The 25,615-nt window shown below is 65.0% G+C and carries 22 protein-coding genes; 16 read left to right on the plus strand and 6 right to left on the minus strand.

All coding sequences use genetic code 11. The features are described 5' to 3' along the window. Positions 1-528 precede the first annotated feature (528 nt). Entirely contained in the window at positions 529-1,035 is a 507-nt protein-coding gene (locus tag ODJ80_RS11875; protein WP_178863369.1) for a CarD family transcriptional regulator, read from the plus strand. A gap of 57 nt (positions 1,036-1,092) precedes the next feature. Here the strand turns inward: ODJ80_RS11875 and ODJ80_RS11880 are convergent, their stop codons facing one another. Then, positions 1,093-1,770 (minus strand): DUF421 domain-containing protein, encoded by a 678-nt coding sequence (locus ODJ80_RS11880; RefSeq protein WP_263042267.1) that lies wholly within the window; start codon positions 1,768-1,770, stop codon positions 1,093-1,095. A 123-nt stretch (positions 1,771-1,893) separates the two neighbouring features. Between ODJ80_RS11880 and ODJ80_RS11885 the strand changes: the two genes are divergently transcribed. Genes ODJ80_RS11885 through ODJ80_RS11895 form a run of 3 tightly spaced genes read left to right on the plus strand, consistent with a single transcriptional unit; the run spans position 1,894 to position 5,472 of the window. Further along, positions 1,894-3,357 carry a spore germination protein gene (locus ODJ80_RS11885; RefSeq protein WP_263042268.1) on the plus strand — a complete coding sequence of 488 codons (1,464 nt, stop codon included), beginning with the start codon at positions 1,894-1,896 and terminating at the stop codon, positions 3,355-3,357. A 13-nt stretch (positions 3,358-3,370) separates the two neighbouring features. Continuing rightward, entirely contained in the window at positions 3,371-4,450 is a 1,080-nt protein-coding gene (locus tag ODJ80_RS11890; protein ID WP_263042269.1) for a GerAB/ArcD/ProY family transporter, read from the plus strand. Then, the gene (locus ODJ80_RS11895) at positions 4,450-5,472 is read left to right on the plus strand and encodes a Ger(x)C family spore germination C-terminal domain-containing protein (RefSeq protein ID WP_263042270.1); all 1,023 of its coding nucleotides are present in this window, start codon (positions 4,450-4,452) and stop codon (positions 5,470-5,472) included. The genes ODJ80_RS11890 and ODJ80_RS11895 overlap by 1 nt, the downstream gene beginning before the upstream one ends. A 512-nt stretch (positions 5,473-5,984) precedes the next feature. On the opposite strand, the gene asnB is transcribed toward ODJ80_RS11895, so the two are convergent. Further along, positions 5,985-7,838, minus strand: coding sequence for an asparagine synthase (glutamine-hydrolyzing) (gene asnB, locus ODJ80_RS11900; protein WP_263042271.1), 1,854 nt, complete (start codon positions 7,836-7,838; stop codon positions 5,985-5,987). Between the two features lie 740 nt (positions 7,839-8,578). Here asnB and ODJ80_RS11905 point away from each other — a divergent pair. The 9 genes from ODJ80_RS11905 (at position 8,579) to ODJ80_RS11945 (ending at position 19,620) form a co-directional block, all read left to right on the plus strand. After that, positions 8,579-10,537 carry an ABC transporter ATP-binding protein gene (locus ODJ80_RS11905; RefSeq protein ID WP_263042272.1) on the plus strand — a complete coding sequence of 653 codons (1,959 nt, stop codon included), beginning with the start codon at positions 8,579-8,581 and terminating at the stop codon, positions 10,535-10,537. 424 nt (positions 10,538-10,961) lie between these two features. Further along, the gene (mtaB, locus tag ODJ80_RS11910) at positions 10,962-12,251 is read left to right on the plus strand and encodes a tRNA (N(6)-L-threonylcarbamoyladenosine(37)-C(2))-methylthiotransferase MtaB (protein ID WP_263042273.1); all 1,290 of its coding nucleotides are present in this window, start codon (positions 10,962-10,964) and stop codon (positions 12,249-12,251) included. Between the two features lie 415 nt (positions 12,252-12,666). After that, complete coding sequence (locus tag ODJ80_RS11915) at positions 12,667-13,248, plus strand: DUF1836 domain-containing protein (RefSeq protein WP_263042274.1); 582 nt, start codon at positions 12,667-12,669, stop codon at positions 13,246-13,248. Between the two features lie 8 nt (positions 13,249-13,256). Next, positions 13,257-14,051: a sugar phosphate isomerase/epimerase family protein gene (locus tag ODJ80_RS11920; RefSeq protein ID WP_263042275.1), complete on the plus strand. Its 795-nt coding sequence runs from the start codon at positions 13,257-13,259 to the stop codon at positions 14,049-14,051. Between the two features lie 108 nt (positions 14,052-14,159). Further along, complete coding sequence (gene nrdR / locus ODJ80_RS11925; protein WP_178864730.1) at positions 14,160-14,624, plus strand: transcriptional regulator NrdR; 465 nt, start codon at positions 14,160-14,162, stop codon at positions 14,622-14,624. Between the two features lie 504 nt (positions 14,625-15,128). Continuing rightward, positions 15,129-17,510: an ATP-dependent helicase gene (locus tag ODJ80_RS11930; protein ID WP_263042276.1), complete on the plus strand. Its 2,382-nt coding sequence runs from the start codon at positions 15,129-15,131 to the stop codon at positions 17,508-17,510. A 24-nt stretch (positions 17,511-17,534) separates the two neighbouring features. Next, on the plus strand, positions 17,535-17,957 hold the full coding sequence (locus tag ODJ80_RS11935; protein ID WP_263042277.1) for a hypothetical protein: 423 nt from the start codon (positions 17,535-17,537) through the stop codon (positions 17,955-17,957). Between the two features lie 343 nt (positions 17,958-18,300). Next, entirely contained in the window at positions 18,301-19,095 is a 795-nt protein-coding gene (locus tag ODJ80_RS11940) for a hypothetical protein (RefSeq protein ID WP_263042278.1), read from the plus strand. A 72-nt stretch (positions 19,096-19,167) separates the two neighbouring features. After that, on the plus strand, positions 19,168-19,620 hold the full coding sequence (locus ODJ80_RS11945) for a MarR family winged helix-turn-helix transcriptional regulator (protein WP_178864733.1): 453 nt from the start codon (positions 19,168-19,170) through the stop codon (positions 19,618-19,620). Between the two features lie 87 nt (positions 19,621-19,707). Here ODJ80_RS11945 and ODJ80_RS11950 read toward each other — a convergent pair whose 3' ends face one another. The 4 genes from ODJ80_RS11950 to ODJ80_RS11965 form a co-directional block, all read right to left on the minus strand. Next, a complete protein-coding gene (locus ODJ80_RS11950) occupies positions 19,708-20,034 on the minus strand; it encodes a HEAT repeat domain-containing protein (RefSeq protein ID WP_263042279.1) in 327 nt (108 codons plus the stop codon). Between the two features lie 219 nt (positions 20,035-20,253). Continuing rightward, positions 20,254-20,796, minus strand: a complete 543-nt coding sequence (gene thpR / locus ODJ80_RS11955; protein WP_263042280.1) for an RNA 2',3'-cyclic phosphodiesterase — start codon at positions 20,794-20,796, stop codon at positions 20,254-20,256. Continuing rightward, positions 20,775-21,125 carry an arsenate reductase family protein gene (locus tag ODJ80_RS11960; RefSeq protein WP_263042281.1) on the minus strand — a complete coding sequence of 117 codons (351 nt, stop codon included), beginning with the start codon at positions 21,123-21,125 and terminating at the stop codon, positions 20,775-20,777. The genes thpR and ODJ80_RS11960 overlap by 22 nt, the downstream gene beginning before the upstream one ends. Before the next feature lie 40 nt (positions 21,126-21,165). Further along, a complete protein-coding gene (locus ODJ80_RS11965) occupies positions 21,166-21,897 on the minus strand; it encodes a Fic family protein (RefSeq protein WP_263042282.1) in 732 nt (243 codons plus the stop codon). Between the two features lie 183 nt (positions 21,898-22,080). Between ODJ80_RS11965 and ODJ80_RS11970 the strand changes: the two genes are divergently transcribed. The 3 genes from ODJ80_RS11970 to ODJ80_RS11980 all read left to right on the plus strand — a co-directional run bounded on the left by ODJ80_RS11970 (position 22,081) and on the right by ODJ80_RS11980 (position 25,576). Next, positions 22,081-22,911 carry a DMT family transporter gene (locus ODJ80_RS11970; RefSeq protein WP_263042283.1) on the plus strand — a complete coding sequence of 277 codons (831 nt, stop codon included), beginning with the start codon at positions 22,081-22,083 and terminating at the stop codon, positions 22,909-22,911. A 275-nt stretch (positions 22,912-23,186) separates the two neighbouring features. Further along, on the plus strand, positions 23,187-24,584 hold the full coding sequence (locus ODJ80_RS11975; RefSeq protein WP_263042284.1) for a uracil-xanthine permease family protein: 1,398 nt from the start codon (positions 23,187-23,189) through the stop codon (positions 24,582-24,584). A 218-nt stretch (positions 24,585-24,802) separates the two neighbouring features. Continuing rightward, positions 24,803-25,576, plus strand: coding sequence for a hypothetical protein (locus ODJ80_RS11980; protein WP_263042285.1), 774 nt, complete (start codon positions 24,803-24,805; stop codon positions 25,574-25,576). Positions 25,577-25,615 lie beyond the last annotated feature (39 nt).

Consider the following 25,615-nt stretch of genomic DNA (forward strand, 5'->3'; position numbering starts at 1 on the left):
CTGCTCTCGATTTTCTGCGTTCTTTACCAGCATTTTTATCACCCTACACCATTATACCGCATTTTCTCTCTCAATACGAGAAAAAAGGCCACCAAAAGGTGACCTTTTTCGACAGGCTGGGGGGGACGTATGTCCCCCTATTGTTTTGCCACCGCGGCCGGGGTTTTTGCTTGTGGAAAGAGCAAGCAGGGTGCCTCCGCGACCGCTCCCGGGGCTATCTGCTTCGCAGCATGCGCCCCGTCCGCTGCTTTTCTTCCACCGGCTGCGCCGGTTAAGGCCGTGGAGCTCTGCTCCACACCTCGCAAGCCTTTGAAAAGGCTTGAGCGAAACTTTTACGTTTCCTTTTCCCCCTCCAACCGGGATTTCTGGAAAAATCCCCGCCGGGGCGCTACACTTTTCCCGAAAAAAGTGGTATACTATCCTATAAGAAGAGAAATTTGAGGATGGCGCCAGGGGCGGCGCCCGCAGCCGGGCTTCGGCCATAGCGGCCCGGCAGGCGGCCCCCCACGGGACAAGGAGGTACCGGAAATGTTTCAGCCAGGAGAGTTTGTGGTCTATGGCAGCAGCGGCGTGTGCCGCGTGGTCCAGGTGGGGGCCCTGGAGGGCAGGGCCGCGGACCCCAACCGGAAGTATTACACCCTGCAGCCCCTGTTTGAATCGGAGAGAATCTACACCCCGGTGGACAGCGGCGTGTTTATGCGCCCGGCCATGACCCGGGAACAGGCCCAGGAGCTGATCCATGAGATCCCCTCCATCCGGGCGGAGATCTGCACCGAGCGCAACCCCACCACCCTGCGGGTCCACTATGAGGCGTCCTTGCAAAGCCACGAGTGCCGCCGCCTCATCAGCCTGATTAAAGGCATCCGCCGCAAGGGCGAGGAGACCGAGAAAAAGGGCCGCAAGATGGGCCAGGTGGACCAGCGCTACCGCAAAAAGGCGGAGAACCTCCTCCACGGGGAGCTGGCCATCGCCCTGGGCATGAGCCAGGAAGAGGTGGCCGAATACATCCGCAAAACTGTGGAGCAGGCCAGCTGAGGCCCGCCCCCCACACGCAGGCAGAGGCCCGCGGGGAACCTTCCCCGCGGGCCTGTTTCATGCCCGGGGCTCCTTGGGGAGGATGCGGTACTTGCCGTCGGTGCGCACGGTCATCAGGAACACCTGGCGCTCCGAAAGGCCCCGCTCCTCCAGCCTTCGGCGGACCCAGGCCTCCTCTTTGCCGCACAGGGCCAAGGACCGGCGGGAGAGCTCCCCGTCGCTGATGACGGCCACCTCCAGCCCGGGAAAGGGCACCTTCAGCCCCAGCTGCTTGGGTGTTACCGGATCTTCTTCGGGCTTGCGGATGACGCTCATGAGGCCGTTGGTCTCGATGATGGCCCAGGCCACGTCCTCCAGGTAGAACACGTTGTTCTGGCGCAGCTGCTCAAACAGGTCCTCGGTGGTCATGCGCAGGCGGCGCATCTGGCCCTGCAGCACCTTGCCCCGCTGGATGACGACCATGGGGCTGCCGCACACCAGCTTGCGAAAGCGCCCGCTCTTCAGCATGCCCCAAGAGGCCCCCAGCTCGCACAGCACCAGGGCGCACATGGGCAGCAGCCCCCGCCACAGGGGCAGGCCCTCCTCTTGAATGGGCAGCACCGCCAGCTCAGAGAGCAGCAGGGTGGCCACCAGCTCAGAGGCCTGCAGCTGGCTGATCTGCCGCTTGCCCAGCAGCCGCACCGCCAACAGGATGACCCCGTACATCAAAACTGTCCGCAGCAGAGATACCAACATGGCCCGCGCCCCTCCCTTTTTTTAGGGTTAGGTTTTCCGCCGCCGCCCCAATTATGTGCGCATGAACGGCCAAAAACAGGGAAGGCTAAGGGGAGCGGCGAAAGCGAAAAGGAGGCGGCTTGCATGGAACAGGCGGCAGAGCGGCGGCTCTCTAAAAACCTAGAGGTCAACGAGGAGTACTTCCGGGGGCGGTTTGCCGGCACCATGGATTTGATGGTGCGCCGGGTAGAGCTGGGCGGGCGCAGGGCCGCCCTGTTTGCCGTGGACGGCCTGGTGAACAAAGAGGCCATCACCTTTTCGGTGCTGGGCCCCCTGCTGCGGGAGCGGGCCTATCCCAAAGGCCCCCAGGAGATGCTGGACTACGTGGAGGGCCGGGTGCTGAGCACCGTGGACGTAAAGCGGGAAACCCGGCTGGAGGCGCTGCTCACCCTGCTGATGAGCGGCTTTGTGCTGCTGTGCCTGGACGGCTGCGCCGGGGGGCTGGTGTGCGGGGTGCAGGGCTTTGCCTACCGCGGCCCCCAAGAGCCCCAGAACGAGGTGATGCAGCGGGGCGCCAAAGATGGCTTTACCGAGTCCAACCAGCTGAACATGGCCATGGTGCGCCGCCGCATGAAGAACCCCGCCCTCAAGTTCGAGGCCCTGCAGGTGGGCGCCCGCAGCCACACCCCGGTGGCCCTGGCCTATCTGGAGGGGGTGGCCTCTCCGGCCATTGTAAAGCAGGTGCGCCAGCGCCTGCAAAGCTGCCCCCTGAAAACCGTGCTGGGGGCGGGGTACCTCACCGCCTTTTTAGAGCGGGGGCGGGTGTTCTCTGGGGTGGGCCAGAGCGAGCGCCCCGACGTGGTGTGCGGCAAGCTGGAGGAGGGCCGGGTGGCCGTTTTGGTGGAGGGCACCCCCAGCGTGCTGCTGGTGCCCTTTCTGTTTGTGGAGAACTTTCAAACCCTGGATGACTACCTGGCGCGGCCCTTCTACGGCACGTTCATCCGCTGGCTGAAGTATCTGGCCTTCTTTCTCAGCGCCTTTCTGCCCGGGCTGTATGTGGCCGTGGTGCTGCACCACCCAGAGATGCTGCCCGAAAGCCTGCTGCTGAAGATTGCCCAGGCCCAGGCCCAAACGCCCCTGCCCGTGCTGCCAGAGACCCTGCTGCTCACCTTTTTTTACGAGGTCCTGCGGGAGGCGGGCCTGCGGGCGCCCCGGTCCCTCTCGGCCACGGTGAGCATTGTGGGGGGCCTTGTCATGGGCGACACCGCCGTGGCGGCGGGGCTGGTCAGCGCGCCCTCCCTGCTGGTGGTGGCCCTTACCGCGGTGGCGGGCTACGCGGTGCCCCGCCTGTACGAGCCCCTCTCCCTGCTGCGGGTGGGCTTTTTGGCCCTGGGGGGCCTGCTGGGGGTGTGGGGCGCAATGGCCGGGCTGGTGGCCCTGCTGCTGGACCTGTGCGGCAGCCAAAGCCTGGGGGTGCCCCTGCTTTCGCCGGTGTCCCCCTACAGCGGGCGGCTGGCCTGGCGGGACGTGTTCCTGCGGGCGGGGTGGGGGCGCCTCTCCCGGGGGGAGGCCCCTGTGCAGGACATGCCCGGCAGCCGGGACGTTTGAAAGGAGGATGCCTGTGGAAGCCAAACAGACCGTCAGCGCGGCCCAGTTCTTTGGGATGATGCTGGTCGCGCGCAGCACCCTGACCATCTCGCTAAGCGCCCGTTGGGCCGCGGGGGAGGGCCTGCCCCAGGCCCTGCTCTCTTACCTGCTGGCAATGGCCCTGGGCTTTGGGCTGGCCCTGCCCGTGTGGGGGCTGCACCGGCGGTATCCCCGCCTGCCGGTGGGGGAGGCGGCCCGGCGGCTGCTGGGCCGGGCCGGGGCCGGGGTGGCCCTGCTGTACCTGCTGTACCTGGTGGTGATGGGCGGGGTGTCCCTGGCGCTGTTCCAGCTGTTTTTGCAGCAGGCCTTTCACCCGGACTTTCCCGCCTGGCTGATTGTGGCGGCAATGGCGGGGGCGGCGGCCTTTGGGGCCTGCCGCGGGCTGGAGGCCGTGGCCCGGTGCGCCGGGTGCGTGCTGGTGCTGCTGGCGCTGGGCACGGCCCTGGTGTTTGGGGCGGCGGCCCTGCGCTTTCAGCCGGAGAACCTGACCCCCCTCTTCCCGGCGCGGCCCCTGGCGCTGCTGAAGGGGGCGGCCCTCTTTCTGGGGCGCACCTCTCTGTTTGCAGACATGGCCGTGCTGCTGCCCTTTGTCAAGGGCCGCAAGGGGCTGGGCTTTGCCGCCTGGGCGGGGGGCAGCAGCCTGCTGGTGGGGTGCCTGCTGGCGCTGCTGGCCGGGTGCCTGGGGCCCTATGCCTACACCCAGCAGTTCCCGGTGTACGCCCTGGCCTCCCTGACGGGGGTGCGGTCCCTGCAGCGGCTGGACCCGGTGTTTGTGGCCCTGTGGATGACGGGGCAGATTGTCAAGGCCGCCTGCGACCTGTTCGCCTGCCGGGTGTGCCTTTCCAGCCTGGGGGCATCCCGGGGCCCCTGGGGGGTGCTGGGGGCGGGGGCGGCCATGCTGGCCCTGGGGATGGGCGCGGCGGTTTGGCAGCCCCTGCAGGCCCTGCTGCTGAACCCCCGCCTGTGGCTGGCCCTGACGGCCCTGGCCGGGGTGGGGGCGCCCCTTGCCCTGCTGGTGGCGGCCCGGCTTCGGGGCGAAAGGGGGCGGGGCTGATGCGCCGGGCGCTGCTTGTGGGCCTGGCCCTGTGGCTGGCCCTGGGGCTGGGGGGCTGCGGCGGCAAGGAGCTGCACCAGCGCTTCCTCATCCGGGGCATGGGGGTGGACTGGGACAAAGGGGCCTGCACCGTCACCCTGCGGGCGGCCACCGCGGCAGAGACTGGGGAAGAGCTGCTCACCTGCCAGGGGGAGACCCTGGCCCAGGCCCTCTCGCAGGTGCCCCTGCTCACCGGGCGGGAGGCGTTCTACTCCCACAACACGCTGGTGGTGTTTGGGCGCTCCTGCGGGGAGGGGGGCCTGGGCCCGGCGCTGGAGTTCCTGCTGGAAGAGGGCCGGGTGCGGCCCACGGCCCAGGCCTACCTGGCGGGGGGCACGGCGGCAGAGGTACTCTCGCTGGAGGGGGAGGGCGCCCTGGAGGAGCTGGAACAGCTCAGCGCCGCCGGGCAGGCAGAGGGCTGGGCGGTGTGCACAGACCTGCTGGGGCTGGTAAACGGGGCCCTGCGGCCGGGGTCCTCGGCGGTGCTGCCGGTGGTAGAGGTCCAGGGGGGCCGGACGGCGGTGACGGGCGCGGCCTATTTCCGGGGGGACCGGCTGGCGGGGGAGCTGTCCCCAGAGGAGGCCCGGGGGTATTTGGCGCTGGTGGGGGACCTGCACAGGGGCCCGCTGACGGTAAAGGCAGGGGGCCAGCCGGTGGACCTGACCCTGGCGGGGGGAAGCACCCGGCGGGAGGTAGAGCTCACCCGGGAGGGGGAAGGGGGGGCGGCGTTCTCCCTAACGCTGGAGGCGCGGGCCCAGGGGGCTGGCGTCTCGGAGGAGGCGAAGCGGGCGGCGGAAGAGGCGCTGGCAGGGGAGATGGAGGCGGCCCTTGCGGAAGCGCTGGGGGAGGGCTGCGACATTTTCGGGTTTGGGAACACGCTATCCCAGCGGTATCCCCGGTGGTGGGCGTCCCATTCCGCCGGATGGCAGGAGGGGATGGCCCGCTGCGGGTATGAGATTGCTGTAGAGATTCACTGCGGGTGACCGCCCAGTGCCTGGGCACTCAAGTCGCGCACGCCGCTTTAGGGCGGCGGGGTTTTCTGAGGGCCGCTAACTGGAAAGCCCGCGCTTGAGTTTAGGCGAGACAAGTAAAAGTTTTTAGTCAAGTTTTTTTCAAAAAACTTGCAGGGTGTGGGACAGCGTCCCACGGCCTTAGTCGCCTTCGGCAAACGCAGGAAAATAGGGAAACAGTCCGGTGGACTGTTTCCCGTAAGAAACCCTCGTCGGGGGTTTCTTGGGCGGGCCCACGGCCCGCAGAGGACTTCCGCAAGCCAGCCTGAAACCCGCCCCAAGCGCCCGCCGCCCTTTGGCGGAAGCGGCGGCGGTGTTTCAAAGCTGGGTGGCACAGAGCCCGCTCCCGGGGCTATCGCCTGCGGCGCGTGCGCCCCGCTCGCTGCACGTTTCCACCGGCTGCGCCGGTTAAGGCCGTGGAGCTCTGCTCCACACCTCGCAAACTTTTGAAAAAGTTTGATCAAAACTTTTACGCGCTTCGCGATTTATATTTCTAGGTAAATGTGATACCGCAGCAGCCAGGCATTCACCTGCAACAGATACGCCAACAGCTGCGGCCCTGCCATCAGCTGCCCAAACCAGGGCCTGCCATAGTCAAAGCTCTGGCGCAAAAGCCCCTGGGCCGCCTCTTCCGACAGCACCCGGTGGATGGGCTGGGCGCTGTCCCGCAGCACCTGGGCCAGCCGCTCCTTGATCAGCGCCTCGTACCCCGGGTTGTGGGTCTTGGGATAGGGGCTCTTCCTGCGGTGCAGCACCTCCTCCGGCAGCAGGCCCGCCGCCGCTGCCCGCAGCAGGCCCTTGGGCTCGCCCCCGGGGCTCTTCATCTCCCAGGGCACGTTGTACACATACTGGGCCAGCCGGTGGTCTGCGTAGGGCACCCGCACCTCCAGCCCGCTGTACATGCTGCACCGGTCCTTCCGCTCCAGCAGGGTGGCCATGAACCACCGCATGTTCAAATAGGCCAGCTGGCGCATGCGGCGCTCCTCCTCCCCCTCTCCCGGCAGGGTGGGGGCCTCTTTCAGGCTCTCCTCCAGGCGGCGGGCGGCGTAGCCCTCCAGGTCCAGCTCGCGGGCCAGCTCTGGCTTGAGCAGCGAGCTGCGCAGCCCCATGTCCCCGCTCCAGGGGAAGCGGCTGCCCTGCCACAGCTCCCGCCGGTGGAACCAGGGGTAGCCCCCGAAGATCTCGTCGGCGCACTCGCCGCACAGGGCCACGGTGTGGCGCTGCTTCACCTGGCGGCAGAAGTACAGCAGAGATCCGTCCACGTCCGCCATGCCGGGCAGGTCCCGGGCCAGCACCGCCTCTTCCAGAGAGTCCGCCAGGGCCTGGTTGCCGCACAGCAGGGTGCGGTGGTCTGTAGAGAGCAGCCCGCTCACCCGCAGGGCCCAGTCCTGGTCCCGGCCGGGCTGAAAGGCAGAGGGGGTGAAGAACTCCTGGTTGCCCTCAAACTCGAAGGAGTAGGTGGCAAGCCGCTGCCCCCGCTCTTGCAGCCGCTGGGCGGCGATGGCCGTCACCACGCTGGAATCCAGCCCGCCGGAGAGGAAGGCGCACAGGGGCACGTCGGACTGAAGCTGGCGCTCCACGGTTTCCAGCAGCAGCTCCCGCAGGTGAGAGACCGTGTGGGGATAGTCCTCCTCATGGGGGCGGGCCTCCAGCTGGAAGTAGGCAAGCTCCCGGTAGCCCAGGGGGTCCAGCAGGGCCAGGTGCCCGGGTTTCAGCTCCCACACGCCCTGGAACACCCCGCGGCCGGGGGTGCGGGCGGGCCCCAGGGCAAAGACCTCCCGCAGGCCGTCCTTATCCACCACGGGGCGCACGCCGGGCAGCTGGAGCAGTGCCTTGATCTCCGAGGCAAAGGCCAGCCTGCCCTGCCAGCGGGTGAGGAAGAGGGGTTTCACGCCGAAGGGGTCCCGGCAGAGGAGGAGCCGGGGGGCGGCGGGGTCGTAGATGGCGAAGGCGAAGATGCCCTGCAAGCGCCGGGCGCAATCGGGGCCCCAGGCCAGGTAAGAGGCCAGCACCACCTCGGTATCGCAGCGGGAGGCAAAGGAGAAGCCCAGGGCTTCCAGCTCCCCGCGGAGCTGGGGGGCGTTATAGACCTCGCCGTTGTAGGCGATGGAGACCTGGTGTCCCTGCCAGGGGAGGGAGAGGGGCTGCTGGCCGTGTTGGGGGTCCATAACAGCCAGGCGGGCGTGGGCCAGGACGCAGTGGGGGGAGAAGGAAGCGCCGTGGCCATCGGGGCCGCGGTGGGCAATGCGGCGGGCCATCGAGCGGGCCAGGTCCAGCCAGTGCTGTTGCTGGCCGGGGAAGGGCTGGGAGAAGTCGGCGAAACCGGCGAAACCACACATAAAAAAACTCCTTTCGTCCGTGACCGGACTGGACATGTCGCGCACGGCGCTTAAAGGCGCCGGAGCTGGCTGAGGGCGGCTGGCAAGCGGCCCGCGCTTGGGTTTGGTAGAGACAAGTAAAGTTTTCGCTCAAGCCTTTTTCAAAAGGCTTGCAGGGTGTGGGACAGCGTCCCACGGCCTTAGTCGCCTTCGGCAAACGCAGGAGGGTAGAAAAGGCTTCCTGCGGAAGGCTTTTCGCAGGGAACCCTCGTCGGGGGGCGCTGGTGCCCGGTGGGCACCGTTCAGCGCCGACCGAGCCGGCAGGCGAGACCCCTTGGGCGGGCCCACGGCCCGCAGAGGACTTCCACAAGCCCGCCTGCCCTGCCCGCGAAAGCGTGCGCCGCCCTTTGGCGCAAGCGGGCGGAAAGGGCAAGCACGGTGCCTCCCCCCGGGCTCTGTGGCACCCCAAGAGGGGGACATACGTCCCCCCTTTTTTGGAGTATGGGAAGGCGGTGGCTTCGCCCCCGCACCCCTGTAAGGTCTTGGGGTTTCACCCCAAACCCCACAAGTTTTTTGAAAAAAACTTGACTAAAAACTTTTACTCGCCTACGGCGCGGACGTGCGCTGGCTGTCAGCACAGGCGCGGCCGTAGCCGCCGCCCCATAGCGCGAATTGTCCCGCGGGGTCACCCGCTTGCAACTCTCTTTAATTTATGCTATCATAGAAAAGACTATGAGCAATTTCTTGGCAGGTGTCTCTTCATGGCGATCCTTACAGTCCACTCCCTCTCCCTCTCCTTCGGAGAGGTCCCGGTGCTGCAAAATGTCTCCTTCCAGCTCCAAAAAGCCCAGCGCGTGGGCCTGGTGGGCGTTAACGGCTCTGGCAAAACCTCCCTCTTTAAAACCCTTACCGGCGAGTATGCCCCCGATACCGGCTCTGTCACCTTCGGCAAGGATACGGTGCTGGGCTATATGGAACAGCATGTCTGCCGCAACCAGCAGATCTCCGCCTTTGAAGAGGTCCTCTCCGTCTTTGCCCCCCTCCTGCGCATGGAGCGGGAGCTGGAGGACCTCTCTGCCCTGCTGGAATCTTCCCCCGCCGGGGAGGAGCTGCAGGCCCTCATCCAGCGCCAGAGCGACCGCCAAGAGCGCTTTCAAGAGGCCGGGGGCCTCACCTTCCGCAGCCGTGTGAAAAGCACCCTGGCGGGCCTGGGCTTTGCCCCGGAACAGATGGACCAGCCCGTGGGCGTGCTCTCCGGCGGGCAAAAGGCCAAGCTCCAGCTGGCGAAAATGCTCCTTAGCGGGGCAAACCTCCTGCTGCTGGACGAGCCCACCAACCACCTGGATATCCAGGCCGTGGAGTGGCTGGAGGGCTTTCTGGCCGCCTATCCCGGGGCGTACATCGTCATCTCTCACGACCGGTACTTCCTGGACAAGGTCACCGAGCTCACCCTGGAGCTGGAGGCCTGCCGCCTCACCTCCTACAAGGGCAACTACAGCCGTTACCTGGAGCTGCGGGCCCAGCACCGCCTGGCCCAGCAGCGGGTGTATGAGAGCACCCAGCGGGAGATTCAGCGCATTGAGGGCATCATTGAGCAGCAGCGGCGCTGGAACCAAGAGCGCAACTACGTCACCATTGCGAGCAAGCAGAAGCAGATCGACCGCCTGGCCGCCACCCTGGATAAGCCCCCCGAAGAGCCGGACGCCATCCGCTTTCAGTTCCACGCAAGCAGAAGGAGCGGGGACGAGGTGCTCACCGCCCAGGGGCTCTCCCTCTCCTTTGGGGGGCCCAAGCTGTTCTGTGGAGTGGATTTGGAGATCCGCCGGGGGGAGAAGGTGTTCCTCATTGGCCCCAACGGCTGCGGCAAAACCAGCCTGTTTAAAATCCTGCTGGGGCAGTACGCCCCGGATACGGGCTTTGTGCGGCTGGGCGCCGCCCTGGACCTGGGGTATTACGAGCAGTCCCAGCAGAGCCTGCACGATGAAAAGACCGTGATGGACGAGATCTGGGACGAGCACCCCCAGATGACCCAAACCCAGGTGCGCAATGCCCTGGCGGTGTTCCTCTTCACCGGGGAGGAGGTGTTCAAGGCCGTGGGGGCCCTCTCCGGCGGGGAGCGGGCCCGGGTGCTGCTGTTAAAGCTGATGCTCAGTAAGGCCAACTTCCTGCTTTTGGACGAGCCCACCAACCACCTGGACATCTCCTCCCGGGAGGCCCTGGAGGAGGCCCTGCTGGGCTATGACGGCACCCTGTTCATCGTCAGCCACGACCGGTACCTCATCAACAAGCTGGCGGACAAGCTGTATGTGCTGGGGCCCCAGGGGGCGCGGCTGTACCGGGGCAACTACGACGCCTATGTGGAGCAGCGGGAGCAGGAAGAGGCCCAGTCCGCCCCCCAGGAGCAGGAGAAGCCCCAGGCCCTGGGTAAGGGGGGCGCGGCCTACAAGGAGCGCAAGGCCCGGGAGAGCCAGCTGCGGAAAAAGCGCACAGCCCTGCAGCGGCTGGAGGAGGCCATCGAGGAGAACGAAGCCCAGGCGGCCCAGCGGGAGGCAGCGCTGCAAGACCCGGCAGTGGCCGCGGACTATGAGCGGGTGACGCAGTTGAGTGAAGAGATCGCCCAACTGCACCAAGAGGGGGAGCGGCTGTTGGAGGAGTGGACGGAGCTGAGCGCAGAGCTGGAGTCCGTGGCCGGACTGGACGAGTCGCGCACGGCGCTTTAAGGCGCCGGGGTCTGCTGAGAGACGCTGGCCTAAAAGCCCGCGCCCAGGTTGGGTGGAGACAAGTAAAAGTTTCGTCCACCTTTTCAAAGGTGGCAGGGTGTGGGACAGCGTCCCACGGCCCTAAGGGGGTTGCAAGGGGCGCAGCCCCTGCCTTCCCCTACTCCAAAAAAGGGGGGACATACGTCCCCCTCTTGGGGTGGCACAGAGCCCGGGCCTCTCCCTATGCGCTGCGCGGTCTCGCCTGCCGGCTCGGTCAGCGCTGAACGGTGCCCACCGGGCACCAGCGCCGTGCGGGCGTTGCCCTGCATTTTTTCCACCGGCTGCGCCGGTTTCAGGTCGCGCCTTTTTGAAAAAAGGCGCCCGAAAAACTTTTACGCGCTCCGCGGTGTTCTCCTTCACTTTTCTTCTAAAACGAGGTGTTCCCATGAAAGTTAAACTCATCACCCTGGGCTGCAAGGTCAATCAATACGAGTCCCAGGCCATGCTGGAGGCCCTCCTCCAGGCCGGTTTTACCGAGGCTTCCCCCGCAGAGCCCGCCGGGGTGGTGGTGGTCAACTCCTGCACCGTCACCGCCCAAAGCGACCACAAGGTCCGCCAGGCCCTGCGCCGCGCCAAACGGGACAACCCCGGCTGCGTGGCCGTGCTCACCGGCTGCATGCCCCAGGCTTTCCCCGATGCCGCCGCCGCCCTGCCAGAGGCGGATATCGTCCTGGGCAACGCCCGCCGGGCCGACCTGGTCCCCCGCCTGCGGGAGTTCCTCGCCACAAAGCAGCGCCTGGTAGACGTGGCCCCCCACACCTCTGGCGAACCCTTCGAGCCCCTCTCCGTCTCGGCCTTTTCCGGCCGCACCCGGGCCTTTCTCAAAATCCAGGACGGCTGCAACCGGTTCTGCTCTTACTGCATCATCCCCTACGCCCGGGGGCGGGTGCGCTCTAAGCCCCTGGAGGACCTGCGCCGGGAGGTGGCCCAGCTGGGGGCCGCCGGGTACAAAGAGGTGGTGCTCACGGGCATCAACCTGCCCGCCTACGGCACGGACCTGGGCCTGCACCTGTGCGACGCCGTGGACGCCGCCTGCGGGGCCGAGGGCATCCAGCGGGTGCGGCTGGGCTCTCTGGAGCCGGAGCAGCTGACCCCCCCGGTCATCGCCCGCATGGCCAAGCAGGAGAAGCTGTGCCCCCAGTTCCACCTGAGTTTGCAGTCCGGCTGCGACGAGACCCTAAAGCGGATGAACCGCCACTACACCACAGGGGAGTACCGCCAGATTGTGGCGGATTTACGGTCCGCTTTTCCGGACTGTGCCATCACCACAGACGTGATGGTGGGCTTTGCCGGAGAGACGGTGGAGGAGTTCGAGGCGTCCTTGGCCTTTGTGGAGGAGATGGCCTTTGCGAAAGCCCATGTGTTCGCCTACTCCCGGCGTCCGGGGACGCGGGCGTACAGCATGGAGGGGCAGGTGTCCAACCGGGAGAAGGAGGCCCGCAGCCACCGGATGCTGGCGGTGGCAAGGGCCAGCCAGCAGGCGTTTTTGCGAGAGCAGGTGGGGAAAGAGGAAGAGGTGCTGTTCGAGCAGGAGAAAGCCCCGGGCCTGTGGGAGGGGTATACGAGGAATTATACGCCGGTGTTGTTGGCCAGTGGGAAGCGCTTGGCAGGGGAGCTGGTGCGGGTGAAGATAATGGAAACGCAGGATGAAGCGGTTATCGCGCGGAGCGAGTAAAAGTTTTTGGGGCGCCTTTTTTCAAAAAGGCGCGACCTGAAACCGGCGCAGCCGGTGGAAAAAATGCAGGGCAACGCCCGCACGCGCCCGCAGGGCGATAGGGCGAGGCCCGGGCGCGGAGGCACCGTGCTTGCCCTTTCCGCCCGCTTGTGCCAAAGGACGGCACACGCTTTCGCGGGCAGGGCAGGCGAGCTTGCGGAAGTCCTCTGCGGGCCGTGGGCCCGCCCAAGAAACCCCCGACGAGGGTTTCTTACGGAAAACAGTCCGCTGGACTATTTTCCTATTTTCCTGCGTTTGCCGAAGGCGACTAAGGCCGTGGGACGCTGTCCCACACCCTGCAAGTTTTTTGAAAAAAACTTGACTAAAAACTTTTAAGCGCTCCGCGGGGTCACCCGCCAGAAAGGAGATTTACTCTATGGACCACACAACCGACCACAAACAGGCCGCTTCGGCCATTGCCGCCTGGGCACGGGCCGGGCAGGGAAATCCCCTCCCCGCTTGGGACGACCTGCCCGCCATCCCCCTCTATATGGACCAGGTCATCCTCTACCTCTCCGAGAGCCTGCGCCTCTTCCAGCCAGAGGGCGAGCCCAGCCTGCTCACCAGCTCCATGATTAACAACTATGTGAAAAACGGCCTCATCCCCCACCCGGAAAAGAAAAAGTACCGCAAAGAACACCTGGCCGGGCTGATTGTGCTCTGCCTGCTGAAACAGGTGCTCCCCATCCCCGATGTGAAAGCCCTTTTCTCCGGCCGGGAAATGGACGCCGCCGCCTACCAGCTGTTCCGCCAGGCCCACAACGCCGCCCTGGAAAACACCTGCCGCGCCCTGGAAAACACCTGCCGCCAAGAGGAGGACCTGCAACAGGCCGCCCTGCTGCTGGCCGTGGAGGCCGCCGCCCGGCGCAGCGCCGCCCAGCGCGTCCTGCGGGAGCTGGAGGAGGCCCCCGGCGGGAAAAAATCCAAGGCAAAGCCCCAGCCCGGGGAAAAGCCGTGACCCCCGCTATGACCCCCGGCGTGAGCACCGCCTGCCTCTACCCAATGGAGACAGAGCGCGCCCTGGAGACATTGCTGCGGCTGGGGTACCGCCGGTTCGAGGTGTTTCTCAACGCGATGGAGGAGCTCTCTCCCCCCTTTTTGCGGGGGCTGGGGGAGCGGGCCCGGGCCTATGGGGCCAGCTTTGTCTCGGTGCACCCCTTTACCTCGGCGGCGGAGTCCACCCTGCTGTTCGGGGACTATCCCCGCCGCACCCGAGAGGGCTTCGATTTCTACCGCCGTTACCTGGCCGCCGCCGCCCAGCTGGGGGCCCGGTGGGTGGTCATCCACGGCCAGCCCCAGGGCCACGGCGCCCTTTCGGATGAGGGCTATTGGCGCCGCTTTGGAGAGCTGTACCAGCTGGGAAAGGAGGAGGGGGCCTTTCCCGCCCAGGAGAACGTGCGCCAGCACCGCAGCGCCCGGCCGGAGTTCATCGCCGGGATGGCCCGCTATCTGGGGGAGGACTGCGCCTTTGTGCTGGATGTGAAGCAGTGCCGCATGGCCGGGGCGCGGGTGGAGGACATGGTGGGGGCAATGGGCCCCCGGCTGGTGCACGTGCACCTGAGCGACGCCGCCCCCGGCCGCCCCTGCCTGCTGCCCGGCGCCGGGGAGGAGGACCTGCCCGGGCTGTTGGCCCTGCTGGGCCGGGCGGGCTTTGCCGGAACCCTGGTGACAGAGGTGTACCGCCGCAACTTTGGGGGGGAGGAGGAGCTGGCGGCCTCGCTGGAATTCACAAAAAACGCGGTGCGGGCGGCTTTTTCCTGACAAATTTCTTGCATTTGAGCGGTTTTTTGCGCTATAATAGTGGAAGCGAGTAGAAAGGGCCTTGGGCAGGCGTTGTCCGGCCCGCAATCCACCAGGAGGTGCTCACACGTGAAATGCCCCTATTGCGGCTTTGTGGAAAGCCGCGTCATCGACTCCCGCCCCACCGACGAGGGCGAGCGCATCCGCCGCCGCCGGGAGTGCCTGAAGTGCGGCAAGCGCTTTACCACCTATGAGGTGATTGAGAACGTGCCCATTGTGGTGATTAAGAAGGACAAGTCCCGCGAGACCTTCGACCGCAGCAAGCTGTTAAACGGGCTGCTGCGGGCCTGCGAGAAGCGCCCTGTCTCGATGGACACCTTAGAGCGCATTGTGGACGAGATTGAGTGTTTGCTGCAAAACTCTCTCGACCGGGAGGTTTCCTCCCAGCGCATTGGAACTTACGCAATGGAGAAGCTGAAGAACGTGGACGAGGTGGCCTATGTGCGGTTTGCCTCTGTGTACCGCCAGTTTAAGGATATCAACAGCTTTATGGAGGAGCTCTCCAAGATCATCAACACCAAAAACAGTCCGTGACCGGCGCGTGGCCCCGCGGGACATGACGCGAACGGCGCTTAAAGGCGCCGGGGTTTGCTGAGAGACGCTAGCTTTTATGCCCGCGCTTGAGTTTGGCAGAGACAAGGAAAAGTTTTTAGTCAAGTTTTTTTCAAAAAACTTGCGAGGTGTGGAGCAGAGCTCCACGGCCCTAAGGGGGGTGCGGGACCGTAGGTCCTGCCTTCCCATACACAAAAAAAGGGGGGACGTATGTCCCCCTATTGTTTTGCCACAGAGAGTGGAGTTTTGCTTGTGGAAGGGGCGGGCAGGGTGCCTCCGCGACCGCTCCAGCGGCTACCGCCTTCGGCGTATGCGCCGCTTGCGCTGCTTTTCTTCCACCGGCTGCGCCGGTTTTTAAGGTCGAAACTTTTTGAAAAAAGTTTCATCAAAAACTTTTAAGCGCTTCGCGGTGCGTACCCGCCGCGCTTGCCTTTCAGAGGGGAATACGGTATAATAGCCGCAGAAAATCAGAAAGGCAGCGAATCCATGAACACTTCCAAAGACGAATTGTGCCGCCTGCGCCAGCAGGTGATGGAGCGGGACTTCTCCCGCATGAACAGCCGCCAGCAGCAGGCTGTGTTCTCTACCGAGGGCCCCCTGCTGGTGCTGGCTGGCGCGGGCAGCGGCAAAACCACCGTGCTGGTCAACCGCATTGCCAACCTGGTCCGCTATGGCCAGGCCTACCACAGCCCCTTTGTCAACAGCCAGCTCTCCCAGGAGGATATCCATGCCTGCACGGCCTATTTGCAGGGTGCGGAGCTGCCCGATCCCCTGCGCGCCAAGCTGGCGGTGGCCCCCTGCCCCGGCTGGCGGGTGATGGCCATTACCTTTACCAACAAGGCCGCCGGAGAGCTGAAAGAGCGCCTGGCCCGCATGCTGGGCCCCCAGGGGGAAGAGGTGTGGGCCGCCACCTTCCACTCCAGCTGCGCCCGCATGCTCCGCCGGGACGGGGACCGGCTGGGCTACACCTCTCACTTCACCATCTACGATACCGACGACAGCCGCCGCCTGATGAAGGCCGTGCTGAAAGACCTGGATATCCCCGAGCGGGCCCTCTCGGTGCGGGGGGCGCTGGCAGAGATCTCCCGGGCCAAGGACCGCCTGCTCTCCCCCCAGGAATTCGCCCAAAGCGCCGGGGACGACTTCCGCCTGAAAAAGGCCGCCCAGGCCTATGACCTGTACCAGCGCCGCCTGGCCGACGCCGACGCGATGGACTTTGACGACCTGCTGGTGAACACGGTGCGCCTGTTCGAGGAGTGCCCCGACGTGCTGGAGTACTATCAGAACCGGTTCCGCTACCTGATGGTGGACGAGTATCAGGACACCAACCACGCCCAGTACCGGTTTGTCAGCCTGCTGGCCCAGAAGAGCGGCAACCTGTGCGTGGTGGGCGACGACGACCAGAGCATCTACAAGTTCCGGGGGGCCACCATCGAGAACATTCTGCACTTCGAGGAGGACTTCCCCGGGGCCCAGGTGGTGCGGCTGGAGCAGAACTACCGCTCTACCCAGAACATCCTGGACGCGGCCAACGCGGTGATCTCCCACAACCAGGAGCGCAAGGGCAAAACCCTGTGGACCGCCCAGGGCCCGGGCAAAAAGATTGGCCTGCACCTGGCCCTGAACGAGCAGGACGAGGCCGACACCATCGCCAAGGCCATCCTGGACGGGGTGGCCAAGGGCCGCAAGTTCTCAGACTTTGCCGTGCTGTACCGGATGAACTCCCAGTCCCAGGCGCTGGAGCGCATGTTCGCCAAGCAGGGCATCCCCCACCGGATTATCGGCGGCACCCGGTTCTTCGACCGGAAAGAGGTGCGGGACATGATCGCCTATTTAAGCGTCATCAACAACCCCGCCGACGAGATCCGCCTGCGGCGCATTGTAAACGTCCCCCGCCGGGGCATTGGGGAGCGCACCGTGGATTTGGCCGCGGAGATCGGCCAGCAGGAGGGGGAGACCCTGTTCCAGGTGCTCACCCACCCCAAGGACTTCCCCGCCATTGCCCGGGCGGCCAGCAAGACGGCCCCCTTCGCCGCCCTGATGGAGGAGTTTGTGGAGAAGAACCGGGCCGGGGAGCTGCCGCCCAGCCAGCTGTACGGACAGCTGGTGGAGCGCCTGGCCTATGAGGAATATGTGAAGCAGGACGACCCGGAGCGGGCCGAAGAGCGGCTGGAAAACGTGCAGGAGCTGTCCTCCATGCTGCGCCGGTACGAGGAGGAGGCCGGGGAAGAGGCCAGCCTCTCCGGCTTTTTGGAGGAGGTCTCCCTGTTTACGGACATCGACAACTACGACCAGGGGGCGGACTCCGCCGTGATGATGACGGTCCACTCCGCCAAGGGGCTGGAGTTCCCGGTGGTGTTCCTCCCCGGCTGGGAGGAGGGGGTGTTCCCGGGCACGGGGGTGCTCTACGACCCCGAGCAGGTGGAGGAGGAGCGCCGCCTGGCCTATGTGGCCATCACCCGGGCCCGGGAGGAGCTTTCTATCCTCCACGCGGAGAGCCGGATGATCTTTGGCACCACCAGCCGCAACCGGCTGTCCCGGTTCGCGGGGGAGATTCCCCCGGAGCTGTTGGAGCAGAGCCAGTCCCGCCCGTGGAGCAGGCCCGCCCCTGGGATGGGGGCGCGCCCGGGCGGGGCAAGCCCCCGCCCGGCCACGGCCAAGGCCCAGGCGGTGTACAAGCCCCATCCGGTGAAGCCCGCCCCGGCGGGGACCTACCGGGTGGGGGAGGGGGTCTCTCACAAGACCTTTGGCCGTGGGGTGATATTGTCGGCCACGCCAATGGCCAACGACACCCTGTTGGAGATTGCCTTTGAGAAGGTGGGCACCAAAAAGCTGTTCGCCAACTTCGCAAGGCTTGAAAAACGATAGGCCTTTCGGAAAGGAGTGCTTTCAATGAAGAAATGCCCTGTCTGTGGTTTGAACGTGGAGGACCGGGAGGCCTTTTGCCCCCGCTGCAGCGCGGACCTGAGCCATGTGCCTCCTATGCCGCCCCAAGCTGCGCCCCCGTACCCCTTGGCGTCGCCCCCGGTGCCGCCCTACATTCCCCGGCCTCAGCCGGAGCGAAAGCCCTTCAGCTGGGGGGATGTGGCCACTTTTTTGGGGTTCTGCTCCTCCATTGTGGGATATTTCGGGGCCAGCGTCCTATTTTTCCCCCTGGGCATTTTGGCCTCTGTGCTGGGCTTTAAGGGGGACCGTGCCCGGGGCCTGGCGGTGGCGGGCATTGTCATCGCCACTTTGGGGCTGCTGCTGAAGCTGATGGTCGTCCTGCGCCAGGCGGAGTTCCTTCCCGGGTGGTTCACCAGCGGCGTGTGGTAACCAACGCCGTGGGAAAACGGGAGGGGCTCGCGAAGCGGCGTATCGCGGGCTAGACTGGCGCGGGCTGTTTGCCGCAGGCAACCTGCGCCCCGCATCCTGCAAGTTTCTAAAAAAACTTTTCCTTGTCTCTCCCAAGCCTGAGCGGAGGGACCCGCCCTTGGGTCACGCAAGAAGGCGGCTTGTCCCGTCCGGCCACGGACCCAAGCGCGGGCTGCTTGCCAGCCGCTCTCAGCCAGCTCCGCCGCCCTAAAGCGGCGTTCGCGTCTTGAGAGCCCAGGCACTGGGCACCAAATCCTTTGGGGAGCGTATTATGGGAAGGAGAACCCCCAAAGGAGGAGATACTATGGCCGAAAACGAATGCGTCCCTGAGTACGACTGCAGGGAGTACTTCAAAGAGGCAGTCTGCATCGACGCCCAGCGGGTGTATGACTCCTGCTCGGATAAGGACTGCTTGGAAGACATACGGGTGCTGTTCCCCGCCGCCCGCCAGCCCCTGGTGGACAGCGCCACCAACGTGCGGGTGCGGGAGGTGCAGGTCATCACCGTGTACATCGACTTGCAGCCCATCCCCTTTAACAAGGGCTTTTACTCGGTGGATATGACCTTCTTCTTCGATGTGGCCCTGGACCTGTTCGGGGGCACGGGCTCTTGCCCGGTGCCTGTAAACGGGGTGGCCATCTTCAACAAAAAGGTCATCCTCTATGGCAGCGAGGGCAACGTGAAGCTGTTTGCCTCTGGCTGCTCCATCGACGAGCTGGCGCCCGAGGACTGCCGGGTGCTGCCCAAGGCCACCGTGCAGGTGGCCCAGCCCGTGGCCCTCTCTGCCCGCCTGTGCGACCACCCCGCCTGCGGCTGCGAGCCCTATTGCCGCATCCCAGAGGGCATCTGCCAGCGCTATGGCGGAGACTTTGACGCCTGCACCCCCAAAAACACGGTGTATGTCACCATTGGCCTGTTCACCATTGTGCAGATTGTGCGCAACGTGCAAATGCTCATCCCCGCCTATGATTTCTGCGTGCCGGAAAAGGAGTGCGTGGCCTCCAGCGACAACCCCTGCGAGCTGTTCCGGCGCATCGACTTTCCCACCGATGAGTTCTTCCCCCCCAAGGCCACCGACCTGCCCGGCGGCTGCCGGTAGCCCCCCATTGACAAGGCGCCCCCAAAGGAGTATAATGTTCGCATCCTAACAGTTCATGGGGGAGACAAAGTCATGGAATATCAGGAGGATTTGGGCTTTCAAATCCGCACCCTGTCCCATCTGGTGAAGCGCACGGTGGACCAGACGGCCTTTGCCGGAGAGGAAGACCACCCCACCGGCGTGCAGGGGTGGATTATAGGCTATCTGTATGAGAACCGAGGCAAAGAGGTCTTTCAGCGGGACATCCAGGCCCAGTTCTCCATCCGGCGCTCTACGGTGACGGGCATTTTGCAGCTGATGGAGAAGAACGGGCTGATCACCCGCAGCTCGGTGGAGCGGGACGCCCGCCTGAAAAAGCTGGAGCTGACCCCCCGGGCTATCCAGCTGCACGAGCGCATCGGCCGTAGCGTCCGCCAGGTGGAGGACCGCCTGAACCAATCCCTCACCCCCCAGGAGAAGCAAGAGTTCCTGCGGCTGTGCGGGAAGATCCGCGCCAGCCTGAAGGCGCTTTCCACGGACCGGTGAGACCCTGCAAAAAGCAAAAAAAACGCCCGGCCTTTCCCCCTTTGGGAAAAGCCGGGCGCCCTCTTTTTTTCTGGGAAATGGGGGGTGTCAGCCCACGTCCAGGCTGGCAATGGCCCCCCGCATGGCGGCGATGACGGCGGGGTCCTTCTCCCGCTCTAGGTAATAGCGGAGATGGGCGTTGGCGTGCTCGTTTTTCATCACGCCCAGGGCCTGGGCGGCGGCGGCCCGCACCTTGGGGTCCTCATCGGTCAGCATGTCCGGCACAATGGCGTTGAAGGAATCGTCCTTGCCAACCTTGCCCATGCCGGCAATGGCGGCCAGCTTTACCTCTTCGTCCTTGTCGTGGGCCAGCTTGATGAGAGCGGCCTCTTTGCCCTTTTCAATTGCCTTTTCCACCTTTTCCAGTTTGCTCATTTTGCAACAGACCTCCTGTAAATTGGAACAAACAGCCGGGCCCATCCGGCCCGATTGTTAGCTATCTAACAATTAGGATAGAGGAATTCTTTTACAAAATTGTAGTAAAAAAATGAATATGGTGTGAATCTTTGGAGGAAATCCCGGTTTTTGGGGAAAGAGGGCAGTAAAAAGGCGGCAAAAAGGGCCGCCCTGCGGACGGCCCCGAAAGGGGATGGGTCATCCCCGGGCGGCCAGCTCTGTGTAGAGGGGGCCCTGGGGCCGCAGCTGGGAGCGCAGCAGGCTCACCCGGCCGCAGGGCACAGAGAGGGGCCGGGGGAGAAGGTCCTGCCCCCGGAGCGCCGGGCCGGGAAAGGTCACCCGGCGGGCCAGGGTGACATGGGGCCGGAAGGGCCGCCGGGGCAGGGGAAAGCCCGCCCCCTCCAGCCGGGCGGCCAGCTCCCCCTGAAGGGCGAACAGGGCGGGGCACTCCTCTGGGAACAGCGCCCACAGGCCCTCCTCTGGGGAGAGGGGCCCCGCCTGGGAGAACCGCAGGGCCAAGGGGGGCGCGGGCAGGGCGGCCAACAGTTCCCCCAGCTGGGGCGCCCGGCCCTGTGGGGTCTCCCCCAAAAAGGCCAGGGTCAGGTGCAGGGTTTCCTCCCCGGGGTAGCGGGCGCCGGGGGCGAAGGCCCGCAGCCGCTGTTGCGCCTGGCGCAGGGCAGCCCGCGCCGCCGGGGAAAAGGTGAGGGCGAAGAACAGCCTCACAGCAGGGCGGCGGCCCACGCCGCCTCTTGAAAGCCCACCAGCACCTTGTCCCCCGCCACCAGCAGGGGGCGTTTCACCAGCATGCCGTCGGTGGCCAGCAGGGCCAGCTGTTCCTCCTCGCTCATGGCGGGCAGCTTGTCCTTCAGGCCCAGGGCCCGGTACTGCTGGCCGCTGGTGTTGAAAAAGCGCTTTAAGGGCAGGCCGCTTTGGGCGTGCCACCGGCGCAGCTCCTCCTGGGAGGGGTTCTCTGTTTGGATGTCCCGCAGGGTGTAGGAAAGGCCGTGGGCCTGCAGCCAGTTTTGGGCTTTTTTACAGGTAGAGCACTTGGGATAGCACAGAAACAGCATGGTTCATCATCCTTTCGCAATTCGCAGTGGGGCGGCCCGCTCAGGGCAGCCAGGTTTTCGAGAGCTCCTCTTCCAGAAAGTCCCGCATGGGGCGGGGGTCCCGGGTGTTGTCATAGGTGGTCAGGCACTGCAGGTAGCGCTCCTTGTCCTCAGAGAAGATGACCAGGGGCGGGTGGTCCCGGCACAGCAGGAAGAAGTTCAGCAGCACCCGGCCCGTGGCCCCGTTGCCCGCGGCAAAGGGGTGGATGTTCTCGAACCGGCAGTGCAGGTAGGCCGCGGCGGAGAGCAGCTCGGTCCCGCAGTAGCCGCTGACCTCCTCCATCAGCTGGTCCAGCTCCCGGCCCACCTCCCGGGCGGGGGCGCCCGCTCCCCCGCCATAGGCGGGCAGGTCCTGCTTTTTAAACTCTCCGGCCCGCTCCCCGCTGCGCAGGAAGGCGGGGTCGTTGTAGGCGCCGCTGTTCAGGGTGCGGTGCAGCTCCAGCACCAGGGCGGCGTCCAGCTCATCCCGGGCCAGCACCCGCTCCCGCAGGTACTCGTAACAGCGCTTCTGGTCATAGAGGCGGATGAGCATTTGGGGGTCCCCCGTAAAGTGAGAGACCGTTCCCGTTTGAAAGTATTCCCGGGCGGTTTCCAGGTCTGCCTCGCGGCCCTCCAGGCGCTCGGTGTGGTACACAAACAGGGGGTTAAACTCCCAGAGGGCCCGGTCCAGGTCGCCGGGGCGGCGCAGCTGGCGGGCGTGCCAGCGGGAGAGAATGCTATGGGAAAGAGGCATGGGCGGCCCCTCCTTTGCCAAAGGGAAATTATGGTAACTATTATACCTCCCCGGGCCGGGGGGCGCAACCCCGCCGGGGGATTTCTTTTGCATTTTTCCCCCGCTTGGGGTATAGTAGAGAAGGCCGCCCTGGGCGGCCCGGGGAAGGGGGTACTTTCCCCGCAGCGAAATGGAGGGACGAACATGCTTTTTCTGGTTCTTGCCACCCTGTCCAGCTCGGTGCTGGCCCTTGTGCTCAAGCGCCTGAACTCTGGCAACACCTATGGGGTGTACTTTTTCAACTATGTCACCTGCGCCCTGCTCTCCTTTCTCACCCTGGAGGACAAGGCCCTGTGGCGGGGGGACCCCCTGCCCCTGTGGCTGGGGGCGGTGGGGGGCCTGGTGTACCTGGCCTCTCTGGCGGTGTATGGGTACAGCATCCGCAAAAGCGGGGCGGTGCTGGCCTCTGTGTTCACCCGGCTGGGGGTGCTGGTGCCCATCGGCATTTCCGTGGCCTTTCTGGGAGAGCGCCCCTCTTGGCTGCAGGGGGCGGGCATTGCCCTGGCGGTGGCGGCCGCGGTGGTGATGAACGGCCTGCCCCGGGGAGGAGCCAGGCCCGGGGGAAAGCTGCTGCTGCCCCTGCTGCTCACCCTGCTGTTCAACGGCTGCAGCGACAGCATGTCTAAAATCTTCGCCTACGCGGGCCGCCGGGAGGAGGACGGGCTGTTTGTCTTTTTCATCTTTTTCTTCGCGGGGCTGTTCACCCTGGCGCCGTTGGCCCGCGGGGGAAAGGGCCTTACCCGCCGGGATTTGCTGCTGGGGGCGCTGGTGGGGGTGCCCAACTTCTGCGCCTCCCGGCTGCTGCTGGCCGCCCTTACCCGCCTGCCCGCCTTTGTGGTGTACCCCTGCTACAGCGTGGGGGCCATTCTGGTCATCAGCCTGTGCAGCGTCCTCCTCTTTCACGAGCGCCTGAGCCGCCGCCAATGGGGCGCCGTGGGCATGATCCTGGCCGCCGTGGCCCTGTTAAACCTGTAAAAAAGCACCGCCCCTTTCCGCGGCGCGGCTGGGGGGCGGTGTTCTCTTTAGGCAAGGGCCCGCACCACAGCGGCGATGTCCCCGTCCAGGCACAGGGCCCGGGGGCGCGCCCTGGCGGAAACAGGGGGAAAGGTTAGAACTGTGTTAAGAAACCGTTGAAACTGCGGGCCAAATATACTATACTAAGACGGAGTCAGGCGCGGGGGGAGAGTTCCCGCCCTGCCACACGAGGAAGGCGTATCGCAAGAAAACAAACAGGAAAGGATGCGGTTCCAATGAAACAATCCAACAGCGCGGTGGGTTACCTGCCGGAGGAGCGGCCCAGCTTTATCAAGCTGCTGTTCTACGGCATCCAGCAGGTGATTGTCATGTTCCCCGCCACCGTCACCGTGGCCCTGGTCACAGGCTTCCAGGTGTCCACCACCATTTTCGCCAGCGGCCTGGCCACCCTCTGCTTTCTCTTCATCACCGGCCGGAAGATCCCCCTCTACTACGGCTCCAGCTTTGCCTATCTCACGGCCATTGCCGGCATGTGCGCCGCCCAGGGCTTTGAGAAGGTGGACGGCATTCTGCCCACCGAGGCCATTCAGTACGCCCAGTTCGGCATCATCTGCTCGGGCCTGATCTCCATTGCGGCGGGCCTGCTGGTGAAGTTCTTCGGCAAAAAGGTGGTAGAGACCATCCTGCCGGCCTCCATCACCGGCCCGGTGGCCATGATTATCGGCCTCACCCTGGCGGGCAACGCCCTGGGGGACGCCATCCCCACTGTGGGGGAAGAGGTCAGCCAGGGAATGGCCGTGGCCTGGACCATTGTGGCCCTGGTCACCCTGCTCTCCACCATTCTCTATGCCCGGTACCTGAAGGGCTTTTTGGGCCAGCTGCCCCTGCTGCTGGGCGTGGTTACCGGCAGCGTGGTGGCCGGGCTCTTCTACGCCGGGGGGATCAACCTCTTCCGCGAGGTGCCCGCCGCCGCCCTGGACGCCTCCCTGTGGAAGCTGGGGGACGGCTCTATCTTCGCGGTGCCCGCCTTCTCCCTGCCCAAGGTCTCCTGGGCGGCTGTGGCGGCCATTATGCCCATTGCCATTGCCACCATTCCCGAGTCCACCGCCCACATGTACCAGCTGGACATCTACGTCAACGACGTGGCCAGGAAAAAGGGCAGCAAGAAGAAGTATGACCTGGTGGGCCTGCTGGACCGCAACCTCATCGGCGACGGCATCTGCGACATGATCTCCGGCGTGGTGGGCGGCCCGGCCGGCACCAACTACGGAGAGAACATCAGCACAATGGCCATTACCAAGGTGTTCTCTGTGCCGGTGCTGATGGTGGCGGCGGTCATCGCCATGATCGTCAGCTTCTTCACCCCCCTCATCCAGGTGATCTACGGCATTCCCCAGGGGGTCATCGGCGGCCTGGAGGTGTACCTGTTCGGCGCCATCGCCGCCCAGGGCGTGGCCATTATGATTGAAAAGAAGGTGGACATGTTCTCCTCTAAGAACATCGCCGTCATCGCCTCTATTATGATTATCGGCCTGGGGGGCCAGTATCAGTTTGGGGGCAACATCCCCTTCTTTGGCCTGCAGGTGCCCTGCATTGCCGGCGCCGCCATCTTTGGCATCGCCCTCAACCTGCTGTTGAGCATTGGGGAAAAGCGGAAAAAGACCCAGGAGTAAGCCTTCTGGAGAAAAGCGGAACGGGCCGTCCCCTGGGGCGGCCCTTTTCCGCGCCTTGCCCGCGTCCGATTTGGGAAAAGCCTTGCAAATCTTGAAAGAGTTGGTATAATATCCATAAAAGCAGCCGGGGGTTCTGGGGGGAAGAGTATGCACTTTTTTGTGCGGCATCCCAACAGAAGCGCCCCTGGCAGCAGGGAAAGAGGAAGGGTTGGGGACATATGAGCGAAGAATTGTGGATGGAATTGGCGTGCAGCCTGGGCAAGAACCTGCTGATCATCGGGATAGGGGTGCTGCTCTGTTTTATCGCCTCGCGCCTGCGGTTTAACTTGGACAACGTGCCGTCCCTGTATATGCTGTTCTCCTTCGTCCTGCTCACCTGCCAGTACGGCGGCGCCCTGTTCTACCAGGCCACCAGCGGCAACGGGAACCTGGGGGACGGCTTCCAGCTGATGGAGCCCGCCACCTGGAACACGAAGCACTGGATTATGATGGTTGGCGGCGGGGTGATCCTGCTGGGCCTGGTCCTTTACGCCCTGGCAAAACGCCATTTTGAGTGGCTTCTGGTGCTGGTGGGGCTGGCTTTGATGGAGTACTCCCTGATGGAGCTGATCCTGGTCCTGTTCAGCGAGGGCGACGGATTTTTCGTGGAAGTGATCTGGTGGGCCATCTCTTCGGCCTACAACCTGTATGTGGCGGTCGTCTGCGTGGCCTGCGTGTTTGGCCCGTTCCTCCCCAGAATCGGGGGTGGCGGCACGCCCAGGGCCGTGGCGGCGGGAGCCCCGGAAGAGGGGGAAAGCGGGTCCGAGAGCGCCCGCGACCTGTCCCGCTTGCCCAACATCATGTATGACAGCTCTAACAACCGCTGGCAGAAGGGCTGGACCAGCTATGACCATGTGACCTATCGCAACGACGATGGGGAGGAGATCACCATTTGGCACGCGGAGATCAGCGGCCACGGCGCCCTGACCAGCGAGGGCAATTTCCACTGGTGAGAAACGGCGGCTATGGGGGGAAGAGCCCCTGGAGGGCGA

This window comes from Acutalibacter sp. LFL-21 (genome assembly GCF_025630755.1).
Classification (GTDB): Bacteria; Bacillota; Clostridia; order Oscillospirales; family Acutalibacteraceae; genus Acutalibacter; species Acutalibacter stercoravium.

What these genes read in the sequence shown, in the direction of transcription:
- ODJ80_RS11960 (WP_263042281.1), bottom strand. Translation starts at nt 21,125, where the DNA reads ATGCTGTTTCTGTGCTATCCCAAGTGCTCTACCTGTAAAAAAGCCCAA.
- ODJ80_RS11905 (WP_263042272.1), top strand. Translation starts at nt 8,579, where the DNA reads ATGGCGATCCTTACAGTCCACTCCCTCTCCCTCTCCTTCGGAGAGGTC.
- ODJ80_RS11965 (WP_263042282.1), bottom strand. Translation starts at nt 21,897, where the DNA reads ATGCCTCTTTCCCATAGCATTCTCTCCCGCTGGCACGCCCGCCAGCTG.
- ODJ80_RS11940 (WP_263042278.1), top strand. Translation starts at nt 18,301, where the DNA reads ATGGCCGAAAACGAATGCGTCCCTGAGTACGACTGCAGGGAGTACTTC.
- ODJ80_RS11980 (WP_263042285.1), top strand. Translation starts at nt 24,803, where the DNA reads ATGAGCGAAGAATTGTGGATGGAATTGGCGTGCAGCCTGGGCAAGAAC.
- ODJ80_RS11975 (WP_263042284.1), top strand. Translation starts at nt 23,187, where the DNA reads ATGAAACAATCCAACAGCGCGGTGGGTTACCTGCCGGAGGAGCGGCCC.
- ODJ80_RS11895 (WP_263042270.1), top strand. Translation starts at nt 4,450, where the DNA reads ATGCGCCGGGCGCTGCTTGTGGGCCTGGCCCTGTGGCTGGCCCTGGGG.
- ODJ80_RS11875 (WP_178863369.1), top strand. Translation starts at nt 529, where the DNA reads ATGTTTCAGCCAGGAGAGTTTGTGGTCTATGGCAGCAGCGGCGTGTGC.
- mtaB (WP_263042273.1), top strand. Translation starts at nt 10,962, where the DNA reads ATGAAAGTTAAACTCATCACCCTGGGCTGCAAGGTCAATCAATACGAG.
- asnB (WP_263042271.1), bottom strand. Translation starts at nt 7,838, where the DNA reads ATGTGTGGTTTCGCCGGTTTCGCCGACTTCTCCCAGCCCTTCCCCGGC.
- ODJ80_RS11970 (WP_263042283.1), top strand. Translation starts at nt 22,081, where the DNA reads ATGCTTTTTCTGGTTCTTGCCACCCTGTCCAGCTCGGTGCTGGCCCTT.
- ODJ80_RS11880 (WP_263042267.1), bottom strand. Translation starts at nt 1,770, where the DNA reads ATGTTGGTATCTCTGCTGCGGACAGTTTTGATGTACGGGGTCATCCTG.
- ODJ80_RS11945 (WP_178864733.1), top strand. Translation starts at nt 19,168, where the DNA reads ATGGAATATCAGGAGGATTTGGGCTTTCAAATCCGCACCCTGTCCCAT.
- ODJ80_RS11950 (WP_263042279.1), bottom strand. Translation starts at nt 20,034, where the DNA reads ATGAGCAAACTGGAAAAGGTGGAAAAGGCAATTGAAAAGGGCAAAGAG.
- ODJ80_RS11885 (WP_263042268.1), top strand. Translation starts at nt 1,894, where the DNA reads ATGGAACAGGCGGCAGAGCGGCGGCTCTCTAAAAACCTAGAGGTCAAC.
- ODJ80_RS11915 (WP_263042274.1), top strand. Translation starts at nt 12,667, where the DNA reads ATGGACCACACAACCGACCACAAACAGGCCGCTTCGGCCATTGCCGCC.
- ODJ80_RS11920 (WP_263042275.1), top strand. Translation starts at nt 13,257, where the DNA reads ATGACCCCCGGCGTGAGCACCGCCTGCCTCTACCCAATGGAGACAGAG.
- ODJ80_RS11930 (WP_263042276.1), top strand. Translation starts at nt 15,129, where the DNA reads ATGAACACTTCCAAAGACGAATTGTGCCGCCTGCGCCAGCAGGTGATG.
- ODJ80_RS11935 (WP_263042277.1), top strand. Translation starts at nt 17,535, where the DNA reads ATGAAGAAATGCCCTGTCTGTGGTTTGAACGTGGAGGACCGGGAGGCC.